This is a genomic window from Virgibacillus siamensis (assembly GCF_039522605.1).
Classification (GTDB): domain Bacteria; phylum Bacillota; class Bacilli; order Bacillales; family Amphibacillaceae; genus Lentibacillus; species Lentibacillus siamensis.
In genome coordinates this window covers 80024-98255 of the sequence record NZ_BAAADS010000001.1, presented here as the reverse complement: position 1 = coordinate 98255, position 18232 = coordinate 80024, and the positions used below count along the sequence as shown (strand labels likewise).

The following is an 18232-nucleotide window of genomic DNA, read 5'->3' as shown; positions in this document are numbered from 1 at the left end:
CTAAGATGTTTGCTATAATATACCTAAAAGAGGCAAATGGAGGGATAACGGAATGGGATTAACATTTTACTGGTATCCGAACTGTGGTACTTGTAAAAAGGCGAAGAAATGGCTGGACGAACAGAAGTTGGACTATCAGCCTGTACATATTGTGGAAACACCGCCGTCCAAAGATAGGCTGCTCGAACTGATTGATAAAAGTAATCTGCCAGCCAAAAAATTTTTTAATACGAGTGGAAAAAAGTATCGGGAGCAAAATATTAAAGAAAAAATTAAAGATGCGGATATCGAGGAAATGGCAGCATTGCTTTCGTCAGACGGCATGCTGATAAAGCGTCCGATTGTTACGGATGGGAAAAATGTAACAGTTGGATTTAAGGAAGAGGTTTTTGCGGAAACCTGGAAGTAATACTGGAAAAAACAGACTGGACTTAGTATAGTAAAATTGCAATCTATAATCGGAGGGATTTAAATGAGTTTACCGAAAGATTTATTATATTCAGAGGAACACGAATGGGTAAAAAAAGAAGGCGACAAAGTGCGGATTGGGATTACGGACTTTGCACAATCCGAACTAGGTGACATCGTATTTGTTGAACTTCCGGAAGCTGGTGATAAACTCGAATTGGACGAGCCTTTTGGCAGTGTGGAGTCCGTCAAAACAGTATCCGAATTATATGCACCAATCAGCGGCAAAGTAGTTGAAATCAACGAGGAGCTGGAAGACAGTCCGGAATTTGTTAATGAATCTCCATACGACAAAGCATGGATGGTAGTAGTGGAGCCATCAGATGAATCGGAACTTGATAAATTACTTTCACCGGAAAAATACGAAGCAATTGTAGATGAAGATTAAGAACCAAAGCGGGCTCACGGCCTGCTTTTCTTTTTGCAAAAAGGGCAGTTGTTATAGAAAGTTTATTTTAATGGTGGCCAAACGTTGTAATCGTAATGAATTATTGTTCCAAGGCATAAAATAACAATACAGACTGGGTGCTGTGTTATAATTTAAAATAAATCTGTTTTCAGCTGGGAGCGATATGGTGATGACGGATGATCCGGGAAAGATAATTATAGTGGAAGGCCTTACAGATAAGAAGCAAATTAAAAAGGTTATAACGGAAAAACTGGATATCGTTTGCACGAATGGAACGCTTGGCGTTGAAAAATTTGATGAGTTGCTGGAGATATATGACTTGGATGATCGCGAAGTCTATATTTTAGTTGATGAGGACAGTTCCGGAATAAAATTGCGGCGGCAGTTGACACGGGAACTTCCCCATGCCGAGCATATGCATGTCAGCGGTGAATACCGCGAAGTTGCAGCAACCCCGGAACATGATATAGCAGTGGAATTGGCTGGTAAAGGGATCAAGGTCAATCCAATTTTTCTACAATAGGGTGATGATTTTGCAAGAAGTAACAAAAGAAGTTCTACAGCAGGAACGTTTTCTGCTATATATATATACACCATTTTGCGGAACGTGCAGTCTGGCGCGATCGATGCTTGATAAAATTGAATCGGTGCATGGCGAGCATATTTTTTATGAGTTGAATGCATCTTTGAATCCTGAGTTTATGCAGGAAAATAAAGTGGAAAGTGTTCCGTGTCTGCTGATTAAAGACGGCAATAAAGTGAAGGAAAAGATTTATGCATTCCGTTCCATTTCAAATATTTATAATTACCTGATGGAATATAAGCCGGAGTTATTTGTGAAATAATAATAATGGACATTTGCGTCTTTCTGTATATTTACAGAAAGACGTTTTCAATTTATATGGCGCAGAACGATGACTGCAGTATACTGATTTGAGTTGAGTTTATAAGATATAGCCGTTAACGGCTGTTGAAGCTGGACGGCGAATGTTTTCCTGAAAAAGTCGAATTTTAAGGAAATCATAGCAATCGGGAGTATTTTGCCAAATATTTTTATGGTGGCTGGCTATCTATTTTTCAGCGAAACAAATATGGAACTGGGGTGTCACACTGGTTTAAATCGCTTTTGGAGCGGGAATTGTTCTGTGTTACGATAATTGTTGTAAATAATTTGAAAGGATGATTCACTATTTATAGTGGAATTAGAATGAATTACACTCCAGAGATGGAGAAAGCGATGCAACAGTCGCACAAAATTGGATTTGCCGAGTATGAAAGAAAGCTTGAAAAACGCATTTCCGTTGAAAAGAGACGACACCATGAATATGATAAATGTAAGAAAATTGTAGCTGAAATTGACAATCAACTCCATAAATAGAGACAATCGCTGGTACTTCATAGGTGCCAGCGATTTATTTTTTCCGCTGTCTAAGAGAATCTGGATGAAAAGTATCAATCCTTGATAACCCGTTACAGTTAATTTTTTATAAAAAATATTATATAATAATGAAGAAACTTGGCTTTAATCCTGAAGTTTTTTTAAATTCAAATATCTTATTTCATACGTATTAAAGAGTTGATTATAGATTCGAAATGATTTAAGATTATAATGAGAATAGATTGAGAATGGATATAAAAAGTCCATTTGAGATAATGAACATAAATAGTATCTGGAGGTATTGATATGGCAGGATCAACGTTAGAAATCAAGAATCTTCATGTAACCATTGAAGGTAATCAAATATTAAAAGGTGTAAACCTTACGATAAAGGGTGGCGAGTTCCATGCAATAATGGGACCAAATGGTACTGGTAAGTCAACATTGGCTTCAGCCATCATGGGTCATCCGAAATTTGAAATCACAGAGGGCGAAGTATTCCTTGACGGTAAAAACGTTTTGGAAATGGAAGTTGATGAGCGTGCACGTGCAGGGATGTTCCTGGGCATGCAGTATCCAAGTGAAATCAGTGGTGTAACAACATCTGATTTTCTGCGTTCATCCATTAATGCACGCCGTGAAGAAGGCGATGAAATTTCGTTGATGAAATTCATTAAAGAAATGGATAACGTACTTGATTTTCTGGAAATTGATAAAAACATGGCACAGCGCTATTTGAATGAAGGATTCTCCGGCGGTGAGAAAAAGCGTAATGAGATTCTTCAATTAATGCTTATTAAACCGGAAATTGCCATCCTGGATGAAATTGACTCCGGATTGGATATCGATGCATTGAAAGTCGTATCGAAAGGGATTAATAAAATGCGTGATGACAACTTCGGCTGCCTGATTATCACGCACTATCAGCGTCTGTTGAACTACATTACTCCGGATAAAGTCCATGTTATGATGCAGGGACGTGTAGTGAAATCCGGCGGACCTGAACTGGCCCAACGCCTTGAATCAGAAGGTTATGACTGGATTAAAGAAGAACTTGGCATTGAAGACGAAACAGTTGAACAACAAGCGTAAAAAGTTAGGAGGGGTAATATGACTGTAGAAACAAAGCTGCCATACGACAAAGACTATATCAGCCAGTTTTCACAAAATAAAAATGAACCGGAATGGATGCGGGATTTACGCCTTCAAGCTTTGGAGCAAGCTGATTCGTTGGAAATGCCACAACCTGATAAAACGAAAATCAACAGATGGAATTTCAGCAGGTTCAAGCATGAAGCTGTTCAAACCGAGGAAATTTCATCACTCAATGATTTACCGGAAAACATTCAGGAATTTCTGGACATGGAAAAAGAATCAGGTAATCTTTTAATTCAGCGCAACCATACACTGGCATATGCATCGGTAAGTGACGAACTGAAAGAAAAAGGTGTTATCTTTACCGACATTTTCACAGCGCTGAAAGAACATCCAGAATTGGTACAGCGTTATTACATGAAAGATGCAGTTTCAGTTGATGAACATCGTATGACTGCACTTCATACTGCATTAATGAACGGTGGAGCATTCGTTTATGTTCCCAAAAATGTACAACTGGAAGAACCGCTTCACGTTGTTTTCTGGCAGGAAGATCCGGAAACAGCGTTGTTCAATCATGTATTGGTTGTAGCGGATGATAATAGTTCCCTCACATATGTGGAAAACTATGTATCACAAAACACTGAACAGGAAACCGCTGCGAATATCGTAACGGAAGTCATTGCAAATAATAATGCACAAGTTTCATTCGGTGCTGTTGACAACCTGGCGGCAGGGACAACAACCTATATCAACCGCCGTGGTGTCGCATACCGTGATGCCAAGCTTGATTGGGCATTAGGTCAGATGAATGATGGGAATACCATTTCTGAAAACATCACACATCTTGTTGGAAATAACTCCGAATCAAATGCAAGAGCCGTTTCAGTTGGCCGTGGAAAACAAACACAGAATTTCACTGCCCAAATTGTTCACTTTGGTACAGATACGGAAGGTCATATTTTGCAGCATGGTGTTATGAAGGAGCAATCAACAGCAATCTTTAATGGTATTGGAAAAATTGAACATGGCGCAACGCGGTCCAATGCTGAACAGGAGTCACGTGTACTGATGCTTAGTGAAAAAGCACGCGGCGACGCAAACCCGATTCTGTTAATTGACGAAGATGACGTTACAGCAGGGCATGCTGCATCTGTCGGACGTGTTGACCCGCTTCAATTGTATTATCTGATGAGCCGTGGAATAACCCAGCATGAAGCAGAGCGTCTGATTATTCACGGGTTCCTTGCACCGGTTGTTAATGAATTGCCAATCGCGTCCGTTAAAGAACAACTGACACAAGTAATTGAAAGGAAGGTTTACTAATGGATGTAAAAGCCATACGGCAGCAATTTCCTGCATTAAACCAGGAAGTTAATGGACATCCCTTAGTATATCTGGATTCGTCTGCAACATCACAAAAGCCGCAATCGGTCATCGATGCTGTAGATACGTATTATCGGCAGGATAATTCAAACGTACACCGCGGGGTTCACACGCTGGGTACCAGAGCTACGGAGAAATATGAAGGCTCCCGTGAAAAAGTTCGGCGCTTCATTAATGCTGACAGTACCGCGGAAATTATATTCACACGCGGTACAACAACATCGATCAACACGGTAGCATACAGTTATGCCAGAGCAAATCTGACAACCGGGGACGAAATTGTGATTAATCCGATGGAACATCACAGCAATATCATCCCATGGCAGCAGGCAGCAAAGGCAACAGGTGCAACATTGAAATACATCCCATTGCAGGATGATGGAACGATAGCAATCAAAGATGTTCAGGAAACTGTTACAGCTAACACTAAAATAGTTGCAGTAACACACGTCTCCAATGTGCTTGGAACCATTAACCCGGTTAAGGAAATCGCTCAAATCGCTCATGACAATGGTGCTGTGATTCTGGTTGACGGAGCACAGGGTGCACCACATATGAAGGTTGATGTTAAAGCTATTGACTGTGATTTTTATGCGTTTTCCGGTCACAAAATGTGTGGTCCGACCGGGATTGGTGTTTTATACGGCAAGCGGGACCTTCTCGAGAACATGGAACCAGTTGAATTCGGCGGGGAAATGATTGATTTTGTGAACCTGTATGACTCAACCTGGAAAGAGCTTCCGTGGAAATTCGAAGGTGGAACCCCGATTATTGCCGGAGCAGTTGGATTGGGTGCAGCAATTGATTTCCTAAATGAAGTCGGGATGGATAACATTGCAGCACACGAGCATAAACTCGCGGCATATGCACTCAAGAAAATCCGCTCAATAGATGGTGTCTCTGTCTTTGGTCCGGAAGAACGGGCAGCACTTGTAACCTTTAACCTGGATGATGTTCATCCGCACGATACCGCTACAGTTCTTGATGCGGAAGGAATTGCGGTCAGGGCAGGACATCATTGTGCACAGCCGCTTATGAAATGGCTTGATGTAACAGCAACTGCACGTGCAAGCTTTTATCTGTATAATACAGAGGAAGATATTGATCGTTTAGTCGATGGACTTTTGAAAACGAAGGAGTATTTTGGTGATGTCTTTTAACAACCTTGATACACTATACAGACAGGTAATCATGGATCACTATAAAAACCCGAGAAACCGTGGGACTGTTGAAGGTGATGCGCTAACCGTTGACATGAACAACCCGACTTGCGGGGACCGGATTCAGCTGCAGCTGCAGGTGGAAGATGGAATTGTCAAAGATGCCAAATTTACCGGTGAAGGCTGTTCCATCAGCATGTCATCCGCATCCATGATGACACAGGCAATTAAAGGGAAAAAGCTGGACGATGCATTGAACATGTCAAAAGCTTTTTCAAACATGATGCTTGGGGAAGAAATGGATACCGATGATCTTGACTTTGGGGATGTTGAAGCATTGCAGGGGGTTTCAAAGTTTCCTGCACGTATAAAATGTGCTACCCTTGCATGGAAAGCAATGGAAAAAGGTGTTCAAGAGGATAACTGAAAAGAACAGTTTTAGAAATATAGGCACGAACACTATAAGGAGGTATTCAGCATGGCTAAAAACATGCCAGAATTGGAAGAGTATAAATATGGCTTCCATGACAAAGATGTATCAGTTTTTCGCTCTGGAAAAGGTCTGACACGTGAAGTGGTTGAAGAAATTTCCAGAATGAAGGAAGAACCGCAATGGATGCTGGATTATCGTTTAAAAGCATTGGAACAGTTTTATAAAATGCCAATGCCACAATGGGGCGGCGATCTTTCTGAATTGGATTTTGATGAGATCGTGTACTATGTGAAACCATCTGAAAGACAGGGTAAAACATGGGATGAGGTACCAGATGAAATCAAGCAGACCTTTGATAAACTGGGTATCCCAGAAGCGGAACAAAAATATTTGGCTGGTGTATCTGCACAGTATGAATCGGAAGTTGTTTATCACAACTTGAAAGAAGATTTGGAAGAACTTGGTATCGTGTTTAAGGATACAGATACAGCACTTAAAGAAAACGAAGACCTTTTCAAAGAATATTTCGGGAAGGTTATCCCTGCATCGGACAATAAATTTGCTGCATTGAACTCAGCAGTATGGTCTGGCGGATCATTCATCTACGTTCCAAAAGGTGTTCAAACAAATACACCATTGCAAGCATATTTCCGTATTAACTCGGAAAACATGGGACAGTTTGAACGGACGTTGATTATCGCTGACGAAGGCTCATCCGTACAATATGTGGAAGGCTGTACAGCACCGGTTTACACAACAAATTCATTGCACAGTGCGGTTGTTGAAATCTTTGTTCATAAAGATGCATACTGCCGTTACACAACAATTCAAAACTGGGCAAATAATGTGTATAACCTGGTTACGAAGCGTACATCCGTTGATGCAAACGGAACAATGGAATGGATTGACGGAAATCTTGGTTCGAAATTGACGATGAAATATCCTTCATGTCTCCTGAAAGGTGAAGGAGCACGCGGTAATACACTGTCGATTGCAATAGCTGGAAAAGGGCAAGTTCAGGATGCTGGTGCAAAAATGTATCATTTGGCACCTAACACATCCTCATCGATTGTTTCCAAGTCCATTTCCAAGCAAGGTGGTAAAGTTAACTACCGCGGACTTGTTCATTTTGGACGTAAAGCAGACAATGCCCGCTCCAACATCGAATGTGATACATTGATTATGGATAACGAATCAACATCTGATACGATTCCATACAATGAAATCAATAACGATAACATTTCACTGGAGCATGAAGCCAAAGTATCCAAAGTATCAGAAGAACAGCTTTTCTATCTGATGAGCCGCGGACTTGGTGAAGAAGAAGCAACTGAAATGATTGTCATGGGCTTTATCGAGCCATTTACAAAAGAACTTCCAATGGAATACGCAGTCGAAATGAACCGGCTGATCAAGATGGAAATGGAAGGTTCTGTTGGCTAATCAAAGCAAAACCCTTGCCACATGAATGATTGTGGCAAGGTTTTTTTTATGGCTAATACACGAAGGTTTTGATCCGAATGAAAAATAAGATATTTGGACGGTTTCGGCACAATAGCATCATTGTTATAATAACACGGTACATATTTATTCGGGCACCACATTTTTAATCAGCTGGTGAATTTTCCTTCTATCCATTATGTGAAATATGTTTAAATTTAACTTTTAGAAGGAAATAAAATTCTGTGGATATAAAATATTAATTCACGTTTCAGGTTAAAATGAGAAAGAGACGAAAACGAGGAGGAGCAAATAAGTGGACAAAAAGAAAAAAAATCGTAAGAAAAATACGCAGGACTTACATAAGGATGATGTTACGGTCGTTGATACAAAACTAGCGAAAAAATCGGTTATTGCAACGGCGATTGGTAACGCAATGGAATGGTTTGATTTCGGTATTTATTCCTATCTAGCTGTTATTCTTGGTGCATTATTTTTTCCTGAATTCAGTGGTCCATTACAATTAGTGTTCAGTTTTGCTACATTTGCTGTCGCATTTTTAGTTCGTCCATTTGGCGGTTTGTTTTTTGGAATGCTTGGTGACAGGATTGGACGCAAGAAGATACTGGCGATCACACTGATCATCATGGCGTTTGCTACATTAAGTATTGGACTGATTCCAACATATTCTTCCATCGGTATCACCGCTCCGATATTATTGCTTGTTGCAAGGCTTATTCAAGGGTTTTCTGCAGGTGGGGAATATTCAGGTGCTATGACGTTCATTGCAGAATCAACCGCGGACAAAAAGCGGGGATTTTTATCTAGTGGCCTTGAAGTTGGCACGTTAGTTGGGTATATCACCGGTGCGGGAATTGTAACACTGCTCACATTTGTATTAGGCTCAGAAACCATGCATGACTGGGGATGGAGAATCCCGTTCTTTATTGCTGCACCGATTGGCATCATCGGTTTTTACCTGCGTAGTAATTTGGAAGAAACACCAGCTTTTGAAACCAGAAATGCGGAAGAAGAGGAAGATAAAAAACAAAAAGCATCCCTTAAAAATATTTTCGTATATCATCGCAAATCATTACTGATTGGTTTAGGACTGGTTTCGTTTTATAATACGGTTTACTACGTTATTTTGACTTATATGCCTTCCCATCTGAATGCTGTGCTTGGCTATGGGGATACAAAAGGACTGTTATTGATACTGGTTGTGATGGTCATTATGATTCCATTTGTCTTAACGGCAGGATATTTTAGTGACCGTATTGGAAACAAACGGATAATTTTGTTTGGCATATCCGGAATGATTGTCTTATCAATCCCTTCTTTCCTATTAATCGGAAGCGGTAATAGCTTGCTGGTTTTCTTAGGATTAATGATATTGGGTGCGCTACTTGCATCCTTTCAAGGTGTCATGCCGTCATTATTACCATCACTCTTTTTTACGGAAGTTCGGTATGGGTCACTGGCGATTACGTATAATGTCGCCACATCGGTATTTGGTGGTACCGCTCCACTCGTTGTTTCATGGCTGATCAGTGCAACGGCGAGCAGGCTGGTTCCGGCATATTACATTATGTTTGCTTCTATTATTGGCATCCTTATTGTTGCATTTTTCGTTGTCGAGACATCAGGAAAGTCACTCAGGGGACAGCCGCCTGCTGTGGAGGAAAAGCATGAAATAAATGATGTCTTGGAGGACCCTGAAGAAGCATTGTGGTGGAAAGAAGAAAAAAGTGAAATAGCCGAAAGAAAAGAAGATGATAGTCAAGATGATGACCATGAAAATTAAGTAAATATTTCCTTTACACAGTGCCGCATAGATGATGGATTTATGCGGCACTGCACTTATCTGGGGCTGACGGCTACATCTACTTTCGAATTGTATATTCCCATAATATAAATCGTAATCAGACATTAAAAAGTGATATATTTAAAAAAATATATAAATCGTGCCACAAAATCGGCATTGGTTTCGATTTTAGGTTAAACGGTGCTATAGTTTAAATTCGTGTCATTCCCTTTCATTAATGCTACCATGGTTACAGAGAATTGGATAGGCAGGGATTGTTTTGGTTTATATTTTATGTTTTATGATAGCTGTCACAGCAGCGTTTGTCGGCAGTCTGATTGGGCTTGGCGGCGGGATCGTTCTTATTCCAAGCCTGTTATTTTTATATAACTATTCCGCAGCGTTCGGGTGGGCTGAACCGCAGATGATTGTTGGAATTTCCCTGGTTACAATGGTGTTTACCGCTTTAGCTTCAACGTTTTCCTATATGCGGGAGGGGAGAGTGGATTACAAAACAGGTCTACTGTTTCTGATCGGATGCGTTCCAGCTGGTATTTTTGGATCGTGGCTGAATCAATTCGTGGATACGGAGCAATTTACACTGTACTTTGGTATCCTGATGATTGGTTTATCCATGCTTTTTTTAATCAAACGAAAGCGGCCGGACAAGGATTTGTCCAATGCACCTAATGTCCGTACCTTTACAGTCAATCAGGAGACATATCATTATAAAGTCTCCATCTGGCAGGCTGTATTCCTTTCAGTTGTTGTTGGAATTCTATCGGGATTATTCGGAATCGGCGGCGGATCCATTATGGTTCCGGCTTTAATCCTGCTTTTCGGTATACCGGTTCATATCGCAGCTGCAACATCGATGTTTATGATCTTCTTTGTCAGTATGATCAGCGCCGGAACCCATATTTTCCTTGGGCATGTCATTTGGGAATATGCAATTCCGTTTATTCTGGGGGCATTAATTGGCGGGGTTGTCGGTGCAAAGGTTAATCAGCTGATTAAAGGCAATATATTGGAATGGGCACTAAGGATCATACTGGTTATCATTGGAATACGATTAATTATTGAAGGAATTATGTAAGGAGTATTTACATGCAGGAACAAATACATTTTTATTATACAAACGATTTACATAGCAACTTTGAAAACTGGTCGCGTGTGGTCGGCTATTTCAAGGCGGAGAAAGAACGCCGCATATCTGAAGGTAGTTCGTGCTGGATGATTGATATTGGAGATCATGTGGACCGCGTTCATCCGATTGCAGAGGCATTTATGGGAAAAGCCAATGTACAGCTTCTGAACGATGCTGGATATGACTTCGCGACGATTGGAAATAATGAAGGAATTACCATGGCTCATGATGATTTGCACCATTTATATGATGATGCGGAATTTCGGATAACGTGCGCCAATCTGCACAGTATGACTGACCATGAACCTGAGTGGCAAGAACCGACGATTAACATTCAGTCGGCAGGCGGGGTAAAAATTGGTATGATCGGCTTGACAGCACCGTTTAACGCATTTTATGAACTGCTGGACTGGCATATGTCACCACCGTACCAGACGTTGGAAGCATACATTTCAGCGTTGAAAAAAGAAACGGATGTAATCGTGTTGCTGTCCCATCTCGGCATCACGGAAGACCAGGAAATTGCCCGTCGTTTTGACGATATTGACTTAATCATCGGAGGTCATACACATCACCTGCTCCGTACAGGAGAAACGATTAACAACACTCTGATCACTGCTGCCGGGAAGCATTGTGCTTTTGTCGGTGAAGTGACGTTAACGTGGGATCATACAGCTGAATCCATTGTTAAAAAAGAAGCGCATACGACTGACATCACACATATGGCCAAAGATCTTCGGACTGAGCAAACACTTTATGATCTTAGTATCCGTGCCGATGATATGCTCGGACACCCTGTCACTCATTTGGAACAACCTATCGAGGTTAAATGGTTTCAGCAAACGGAGATGATGCAGAAATTGACTGATACACTGAAAGCATGGACCGAGGCGGATGTTGCGATGCTGAATGCAGGGCTGCTGCTGGATCAGTTTCCGGCGGGGGATGTGACATATAAAGATATTCACCACATTTGTCCGCATCCGATCAATCCATGTACAGTGGAACTGGATGGTGATGAACTGGTTGAAGTAATCCGCGCGTCCTACACGAAAGAATTGACTGAACTGAAGCTGAAAGGGTTCGGCTTTCGCGGTGAAGTGATTGGGAAGATGATATTTTCCGGGGTGGAAGTGGATACTGTTATTCGTGAAGACGGTCATGAATATGTGGAATGGGTCTCTTTCAATGGCCGTCCGCTTGACCCTGACAAGACATATAAGGTAGCAACTGCCGATACGTTTACATTTGGGCGGTTGTTGCCGGAAATAGCCAAATCGGAATCGAAGCAGTTCTATTTACCGGAATTCCTGCGTGATTTGCTTGCGGACACGTTACGTACCCATTTCAGTTGATCAAAGCATCCCAATTAAGTGATGGTGACATTATGTCTTTCGCCTGCATAACTTATTATGTAAAGCAGGAGGGAGGCATTTTTCCGTATGATGACCGTTAATCCGTTAGAAGTGGATGGTATGTTTTTTACGGCAATAACTGTAGAACTTCCGAAAACCAATTTACTGGTGATTTCCAACGAGGTCGGCTATATTATGTGTGGTGCACTTGATGTCGATGTTTTAAATGAAGTGCTTAAAGATAGAAACGTCATCGCCGGACGTGCACTGGGTGTGAAGACGATTGATCAATTGCTGGATGCACCGCTTGAGAAAATCACCGATGCATCCAGAGAATACGGCTGGGAGCCGGGAATGATTGGCAAAGATGCACTGCTGAAAATATCCTGACTGCTCCGGCTGAAAAATAATTCTAAGCCCCCATAAACAAGCATACGTTGTTTTAGGGGGTTATTTTAATGATGAAGCAGCCAATGGTATTCCGCAAAAAAAGAACACCACGGTCTCCAATTCGGACAAAGAATATAATCGTTATTACCATGATTTTATTTGTCGCTGCCGTTTGGTTCAGCTTTTGGATTATTAATCAGGGTTTAAAACCTGTCCTGATGGATATAGCGAAAATTAAAACGGAGGAGTTTGCAACAAGAGCCATCAACCAGGCTGTTCGATTCGCCGAGAACTACAGTTTTGACGATTTGATTGTTTATACAGAAGATGATGCCGGCGACATTTCATCGTATGGATGGAATTCAAATGTGGTCAATAAAATCAACCGGGTTACTACAGATCGTGTGGAAGAGTTTTTTATCAGCATGAATGAAGGAAGGCAGCCGCAATATGATGAGTCACTGCAAGACCCGATTGAATACGATGGAGGTGCCGAAAATCTGCCCAAAAAAGATCCTACAGTTGTGGAAATTCCATTGGGACAGGTAACAGGCAATTCGGTTTTGGCGAATCTGGGACCGAAAATTCCGGTGAATATGCAATTGGCCGGGAGTGTTCGGACAGACGTGATTAAAAAAGTTAAGGAATTTGGTATTAATAATTATATGGTTTCCATTTATATCATAGTTGAAGCGGATGTGCAGGTGATTATTCCGTTTACCTCGGAAGTAGAAGAAGTCAGTACCCAAATTTACATAGATTCGAGAACTATTGTAGGTCCTGTACCGGAGTTTTACGGGAACGGTGAAAACCCGTCAATTTCCGTTCCAAAAGACTCCTTGAAGAAAGGGGAATAAACTGCTATACTATGTGAGGAATTAAATAAGCATTACCTTATCAGATCGGTGAGGTAGAGGTGCAACCGGCATGAGTAATCAATCTGAGTATGACATCGATGACGATTGATGAAAGGGTCGACTGCCGAAGCATAATGAAGAGTCACAAACCATTATTGCTGGTGTGTTTTTGAATAAAGGATACACTGTCATGCTGATACTACATGCATGGAGAACTACTGATCGAAATGGAGGATAACGGATACTAAAGCAATGGTAGGTTATTTTCTATCGTTGCTTTTTTGTTGTTTTTAGATCAGTAAGCGCATGAAAGAAAATGGAGGAAGCAATTATGGAAGGTACGATTTATTCAATTATTCCGGCACTGCTCATGCTTGTGCTCGTATTGCTCACGAAGCGCGTTTTGCTGTCACTTGGTGCCGGAATCATTGTCGGGGCATTATTCATTCATGATTTCGCTGTGATTGATTCGATAGCCGAAATCTGGAACGTCTTTTATGGAATATTTGTTACAGGCAGCCAGCTTAATATCGGAAATCTTGAGCTGTTGGCATTTTTATTGCTGCTCGGCATTTTGACAGCATTTTTGACAGCGTCAGGTGGAAGCAGGGCTTTCGGTGATTGGATGATTAAACGGGTGAAATCGCGAAACGGAGCACAGCTGATGACTAGTATTTTAGGATTAATTATTTTTATTGATGATTATTTCAACAGTCTTGCTGTCGGGCAGATTGCACGGCCGCTGACAGACAGACATAAAATTTCACGAGCCAAGCTTGCGTATTTTATTGATTCCACTTCAGCACCGGTCACTGTTATTTCACCAGTTTCCAGCTGGGGAGCCTATATCATCGGAATTATAGGTGGCCTGCTTGCGGCGAATGAAATCACAGATCTGCAGCCGTTGGAAGCGTTCATTAAAATGATTCCAATGAATTTTTATGCACTTGCCGCGTTACTGCTGGTATTTATGGTAGCCTATTTTCGTATGGATATCGGCCCGATGCGAAAACATGAGGAGCGGGCAGTGAACGAAGGACAGCTGTTAAATCCGGAATCGGAACATGTCCCGGGTGATTTGGGTGATGCATTTGACCCGCACAGCAATGGAAAAATCTATCACTTGCTGGTCCCGATTGGAGTTTTAATTGTTGCGACGGTTGCTGCAATGATTGTAACCGGTATGATGATGATTAGTACAGAAGTCACGCTATTATCCATTTTTGCCAATACAAATGTAAATCTTTCCTTGCTAATCGGCGGACTTGCTGCGGTTTTAACTGCATTGGGATTCCATTGGCTGCAGAAAAAACCGAAGCCGGGACTTTGGAAAATCAGTATTGAAGGAATGAAGACAATGATGCCAGCAATCTACATTTTGCTGTTGGCATGGATGATTGGGGCAATTATTGGTAGCTTGGAGACCGGCGAATATTTATCCCGTATCGTCAGCGATGCATCCATCAGCCCGGCATTATTGCCATTTTTATTCTTTTCGATTGCAGGAATTATGGCACTGGCAACAGGGACATCCTGGGGTACATTTGGCATCATGCTTCCGATTGCGGCAGAGGTTGCATCGATTACCGATATCACCATGCTGTTGCCATCACTTGCGGCGGTGTTGGCCGGGTCAGTATTCGGTGACCATTGTACACCGATTTCCGATACGACGATTCTGTCATCGACCGGTGCCGGATCAAATCATATTGACCATGTTCTCACACAGCTGCCGTATGCCATCATTGCAGCCATTTCTGCAGCTGTCGGCTACCTGGTAATCGGTTTTACCGGGTTGGTCTCGGTTGCCCTGCTTGCATCATTAATTATTATTATTGCCGCGGGCTTGTTTATCCAATTTATGGAAACAACAAAACAGTAGATTAAAAAACTCTTTTGCTTTTGCAGCAGAAGAGTTTTTTTGAAAAAATATATAATACTGAATAGTATAGTTATCTTTTGACATAGGCGGAAAGTACCGTTATAATACAAGCATAAATATCTGAAAAAAACAAAGATTAGTAACATTACCTGTTACAGTCGCACATACATTGGATTGTAATAGGGAAGGGGGAGGTCTAAAAATGGAAAATCGTTCACAATGGGGGTCAAGAGCAGGGTTTGTAATGGCAGCAGTTGGTTCTGCTGTCGGTCTGGGAAATATTTGGCGGTTCCCGTCCGTAGCATACGAAAATGGTGGTGGAGCATTCTTTATTCCATACCTGATTGCATTGTTGACAGCCGGTATTCCAATTCTGATTATGGAATTTACCATGGGGCACAAATACCGTGGTTCCGCACCGCTGACATATAATCGCATGGGTGGTAAGAAGGTGGAATGGATAGGCTGGTGGGCCGTGCTGGTCGCATTTGTCATATCAACGTATTATTCCGTCATTATTGCCTGGGCAATATCCTATTCCATCTTTTCCATTAATCTCAGCTGGGGAGAAGATACCGAAGCATTTTTATTTAGTGATTATTTAAACCTTGCTGACCCTGGTCAAGTTGGAGGATTTGTACCGGGAGTATTGATTCCGCTAATTATTGTATGGTTGGTTGTACTCGGAATTTTATTTAAAGGTGTTAAAAAAGGTATCGAAATTGCCAACAGAATTTTCATACCTGCATTAGTCATTATATTTCTTATTATCGTTATACGGGCTGTTACATTGCCCGGCGCAGCACAGGGCTTGAACGCATTTTTTGAACCAAACTTCAGTCAAATCTGGGATCCGAGTGTCTGGGTTGCAGCATACGGACAAATTTTCTTTAGTATGTCGATCGCATTTGCTATCATGATCACATATTCCAGTTATTTGCCGAGAAAAACAGATTTGACAAACAATGCATTTATCGTTGGGTTCGGTAACTCAAGTTTTGAATTGCTGTGCGGCATCGGTGTCTTTGGAGTATTGGGATTCATGGCTTCTCAACAAGGTGTTGCAGTTGATGAAGTGGTTGCTGGTGGTGTCGGTTTAGCGTTTGTGGTATTCCCTGCCATCATCAATGAGTTCCCGGCATTAAGTGAATTATTCGGTTTTCTGTTCTTTGCTTCACTGGTACTGGCCGGGCTGACGTCACTTATGTCGATTACCGAAACATACGTCGCCGGTTTGGTTGATAAATTTAAAATTTCCCGTAATAAAGCAGTACTTTTTGGCGGTGGGACAGCTGCAATCATATCCCTGCTGTTTGCTACACGGGGCGGACTGAACTTTTTGGACGCGGCGGATTATTTCATTAACCAGTTTGGGGTTGCCATGCTTGGTCTGGTTGAAGTAATTCTGATTGCATGGTTCCTGCGCAAACTAGGGACATTCAAAGAACACGCCAATGAAATTTCCGATATTAAACTTGGCGGATGGTGGACGTTCAGTTTAACGATCATCACGCCGATTGTCCTGGGATATACGATGTATGAATTGTTCAGAAAAAACCTGCTGCAACTGTTTGATAAACCAACAGGAAACTATGGAGGCTATTCTGATGCATTTATTCTATATGGCGGCTGGTTTGTTGCTGGTGGTGCACTCTTGCTAGGAATTCTGCTAGCACTTACTAAGTGGAAGTCATCCGGAAACACCAATGAAAAAGATAAAAAGAAATCTGAGGGGGCTAAATAAATGAGCGCTTCAGCTATCGTTGTTATGATCCTTGGTATGGTTATTATTTGGGGAGGATTGGCAGCAAGTATTACAAATGCCATTAAAAAATCAAAATAAATAAAACAGAGCCTTTACCTGTCTGGTAGAGGCTCTTTTTAAATGACTGCTGAATTCGAGCGAGGAATACTCGAATTCAAGCGAGTTGCACTGAAAATTGAGCGAACCCCGTCCAACATCAAGCGGGCAGCACTCAAAATCGAGCGAACCACACTTAAAATCGGGAGAGCAGCAACTAAAGTCATCTTCCACCTATTTAGCGCCTAATCCTTCGCCATGCGCTCCCACTTCCTTAAATACGGGTATGGGTCGAATGAGAATTCACTGTATCCATCATCTTTGTACATGCCATAATGCAAATGAGGTGGGAATTTTCCGGAGGTTCCCGGCGGACCATAGCCGGTGGAACCAACTTTTCCTAGCACATCGCCTGGCTTAACAACCTGTCCGACTTTTATATCATCATTGTACCCGCTCATATGACCATAATAGTGATAAATATTATAAATATCGCGGATACCGATGCGCCATCCACCATATAAATTCCAGCCCATCATTTCAATTACGCCATACGTGGTTGATTTAACCGGCGTACCATAATCGGCGAAGATATCTGTCCCTTCATGGATCCGTAAGCCTCCAAATCCACGACGGTCTCCCCATGTACTACGGTAACTGTAGTTATATTCAGTGGCAACCGGGAAATCCCGATCTTCCAGTTTAATTGTTCCAAACTTGCGGAAAACTTTGGCTGTATTCATGATGGTCTGGACCGTCAAATCCCGATGATAATAATTCCAGAGCGCAATTTTGACTTCATCCTTTGTCGGGCCGTACTCCATGATCATGTTTGCCATGGTATAGAGCACATCCTCAGGATTTTTCGGGTCTGCCTTATGATCTCCGTTCCCATCCATTCCCTGTCCATGGAAAAACTGAATAAAATTTTCCGCCTTAATCCGTGAACCGTTGCCAATTCCGAACCAGATCTCGGGAGGTATGGATATCGATATAACCTGTTCTTCATCATCATTTTTTTTGCTGTTTCGCTCGTACTGATCGATTGCAGCGATATAATACCACGGCAGCTGTGTCACTGCCTCGGTTTTCTTATAAAGTGCCATGCGTTCATCGTATAAGTCCTGTTCCTTTGCATGAACCGGTGGCACTTGACAAAGAAGCGTCAGTAACAAGGAGAAGACCATTATCTTTTTAATGTTGCTCATCCTGTGATTTCCACCTCCT

General features: G+C 41.8%; 19 protein-coding genes and 1 riboswitch. Of the genes, 18 read left to right on the top strand and 1 reads right to left on the bottom strand.

The features are described 5' to 3' along the window. The first annotated feature begins 52 nt into the window (after positions 1-52). From ABD010_RS00515 to ABD010_RS00430, 18 genes are all read left to right on the top strand, one after another. Complete coding sequence (locus ABD010_RS00515) at positions 53-409, top strand: arsenate reductase family protein (RefSeq protein ID WP_343809268.1); 357 nt, start codon at positions 53-55, stop codon at positions 407-409. Between the two features lie 63 nt (positions 410-472). Continuing rightward, positions 473-856, top strand: a complete 384-nt coding sequence (gene gcvH, locus ABD010_RS00510; protein WP_343809266.1) for a glycine cleavage system protein GcvH — start codon at positions 473-475, stop codon at positions 854-856. A 190-nt stretch (positions 857-1046) separates the two neighbouring features. Further along, a complete protein-coding gene (locus tag ABD010_RS00505) occupies positions 1047-1400 on the top strand; it encodes a toprim domain-containing protein (RefSeq protein WP_343809264.1) in 354 nt (117 codons plus the stop codon). A gap of 10 nt (positions 1401-1410) precedes the next feature. After that, a complete protein-coding gene (locus ABD010_RS00500) occupies positions 1411-1722 on the top strand; it encodes a thioredoxin family protein (protein ID WP_390350875.1) in 312 nt (103 codons plus the stop codon). A gap of 362 nt (positions 1723-2084) precedes the next feature. Then, positions 2085-2255: a YuzK family famiily protein gene (locus tag ABD010_RS00495; protein ID WP_343809260.1), complete on the top strand. Its 171-nt coding sequence runs from the start codon at positions 2085-2087 to the stop codon at positions 2253-2255. 306 nt (positions 2256-2561) lie between these two features. Next, positions 2562-3347 (top strand): Fe-S cluster assembly ATPase SufC, encoded by a 786-nt coding sequence (gene sufC, locus ABD010_RS00490; RefSeq protein ID WP_343809258.1) that lies wholly within the window; start codon positions 2562-2564, stop codon positions 3345-3347. Between the two features lie 18 nt (positions 3348-3365). Continuing rightward, positions 3366-4676 (top strand): Fe-S cluster assembly protein SufD, encoded by a 1311-nt coding sequence (gene sufD / locus ABD010_RS00485; protein ID WP_343809256.1) that lies wholly within the window; start codon positions 3366-3368, stop codon positions 4674-4676. Continuing rightward, entirely contained in the window at positions 4676-5896 is a 1221-nt protein-coding gene (locus tag ABD010_RS00480; RefSeq protein ID WP_343809254.1) for a cysteine desulfurase, read from the top strand. The genes sufD and ABD010_RS00480 overlap by 1 nt, the downstream gene beginning before the upstream one ends. Beyond that, entirely contained in the window at positions 5886-6323 is a 438-nt protein-coding gene (gene sufU / locus ABD010_RS00475) for a Fe-S cluster assembly sulfur transfer protein SufU (RefSeq protein ID WP_343809252.1), read from the top strand. The genes ABD010_RS00480 and sufU overlap by 11 nt, the downstream gene beginning before the upstream one ends. Before the next feature lie 51 nt (positions 6324-6374). Then, positions 6375-7772: a Fe-S cluster assembly protein SufB gene (sufB, locus tag ABD010_RS00470; RefSeq protein ID WP_343809250.1), complete on the top strand. Its 1398-nt coding sequence runs from the start codon at positions 6375-6377 to the stop codon at positions 7770-7772. A 313-nt stretch (positions 7773-8085) separates the two neighbouring features. Further along, a complete protein-coding gene (locus ABD010_RS00465; RefSeq protein ID WP_343809248.1) occupies positions 8086-9573 on the top strand; it encodes an MFS transporter in 1488 nt (495 codons plus the stop codon). 280 nt (positions 9574-9853) lie between these two features. Continuing rightward, complete coding sequence (locus ABD010_RS00460; protein ID WP_343809245.1) at positions 9854-10669, top strand: sulfite exporter TauE/SafE family protein; 816 nt, start codon at positions 9854-9856, stop codon at positions 10667-10669. Positions 10670-10680: 11 nt separating this feature from the next. After that, positions 10681-12075, top strand: coding sequence for a bifunctional metallophosphatase/5'-nucleotidase (locus ABD010_RS00455; protein WP_343809243.1), 1395 nt, complete (start codon positions 10681-10683; stop codon positions 12073-12075). A gap of 87 nt (positions 12076-12162) precedes the next feature. Further along, on the top strand, positions 12163-12465 hold the full coding sequence (locus tag ABD010_RS00450) for a YunC family protein (RefSeq protein ID WP_343809241.1): 303 nt from the start codon (positions 12163-12165) through the stop codon (positions 12463-12465). 68 nt (positions 12466-12533) lie between these two features. After that, positions 12534-13322: a sporulation protein YunB gene (gene yunB, locus ABD010_RS00445; protein WP_343809239.1), complete on the top strand. Its 789-nt coding sequence runs from the start codon at positions 12534-12536 to the stop codon at positions 13320-13322. Between the two features lie 46 nt (positions 13323-13368). Beyond that, positions 13369-13548, top strand: a riboswitch (Lysine riboswitch). Positions 13549-13653: 105 nt separating this feature from the next. Beyond that, complete coding sequence (locus ABD010_RS00440) at positions 13654-15204, top strand: Na+/H+ antiporter NhaC family protein (protein ID WP_343809237.1); 1551 nt, start codon at positions 13654-13656, stop codon at positions 15202-15204. A gap of 202 nt (positions 15205-15406) precedes the next feature. After that, entirely contained in the window at positions 15407-16948 is a 1542-nt protein-coding gene (locus ABD010_RS00435) for a sodium-dependent transporter (protein ID WP_343809235.1), read from the top strand. Further along, positions 16949-17047 (top strand): methionine/alanine import family NSS transporter small subunit, encoded by a 99-nt coding sequence (locus tag ABD010_RS00430; protein WP_343809233.1) that lies wholly within the window; start codon positions 16949-16951, stop codon positions 17045-17047. It begins immediately after the preceding gene. Positions 17048-17250: 203 nt separating this feature from the next. Here the strand turns inward: ABD010_RS00430 and ABD010_RS00425 are convergent, their stop codons facing one another. Further along, positions 17251-18213: a M23 family metallopeptidase gene (locus tag ABD010_RS00425; protein ID WP_390350874.1), complete on the bottom strand. Its 963-nt coding sequence runs from the start codon at positions 18211-18213 to the stop codon at positions 17251-17253. Positions 18214-18232: the final 19 nt, after the last annotated feature.

Bases quoted from the DNA above. Each gene is read 5' to 3' on its own strand.
- sufB (WP_343809250.1), top strand. From the start codon at position 6,375: ATGGCTAAAAACATGCCAGAATTGGAAGAGTATAAATATGGCTTCCAT.
- ABD010_RS00435 (WP_343809235.1), top strand. From the start codon at position 15,407: ATGGAAAATCGTTCACAATGGGGGTCAAGAGCAGGGTTTGTAATGGCA.
- ABD010_RS00425 (WP_390350874.1), bottom strand. From the start codon at position 18,213: ATGAGCAACATTAAAAAGATAATGGTCTTCTCCTTGTTACTGACGCTT.
- ABD010_RS00440 (WP_343809237.1), top strand. From the start codon at position 13,654: ATGGAAGGTACGATTTATTCAATTATTCCGGCACTGCTCATGCTTGTG.
- ABD010_RS00495 (WP_343809260.1), top strand. From the start codon at position 2,085: ATGAATTACACTCCAGAGATGGAGAAAGCGATGCAACAGTCGCACAAA.
- ABD010_RS00505 (WP_343809264.1), top strand. From the start codon at position 1,047: ATGACGGATGATCCGGGAAAGATAATTATAGTGGAAGGCCTTACAGAT.
- sufU (WP_343809252.1), top strand. From the start codon at position 5,886: ATGTCTTTTAACAACCTTGATACACTATACAGACAGGTAATCATGGAT.
- gcvH (WP_343809266.1), top strand. From the start codon at position 473: ATGAGTTTACCGAAAGATTTATTATATTCAGAGGAACACGAATGGGTA.
- ABD010_RS00450 (WP_343809241.1), top strand. From the start codon at position 12,163: ATGATGACCGTTAATCCGTTAGAAGTGGATGGTATGTTTTTTACGGCA.
- sufD (WP_343809256.1), top strand. From the start codon at position 3,366: ATGACTGTAGAAACAAAGCTGCCATACGACAAAGACTATATCAGCCAG.
- sufC (WP_343809258.1), top strand. From the start codon at position 2,562: ATGGCAGGATCAACGTTAGAAATCAAGAATCTTCATGTAACCATTGAA.
- ABD010_RS00430 (WP_343809233.1), top strand. From the start codon at position 16,949: ATGAGCGCTTCAGCTATCGTTGTTATGATCCTTGGTATGGTTATTATT.
- ABD010_RS00480 (WP_343809254.1), top strand. From the start codon at position 4,676: ATGGATGTAAAAGCCATACGGCAGCAATTTCCTGCATTAAACCAGGAA.
- ABD010_RS00515 (WP_343809268.1), top strand. From the start codon at position 53: ATGGGATTAACATTTTACTGGTATCCGAACTGTGGTACTTGTAAAAAG.
- ABD010_RS00455 (WP_343809243.1), top strand. From the start codon at position 10,681: ATGCAGGAACAAATACATTTTTATTATACAAACGATTTACATAGCAAC.
- yunB (WP_343809239.1), top strand. From the start codon at position 12,534: ATGATGAAGCAGCCAATGGTATTCCGCAAAAAAAGAACACCACGGTCT.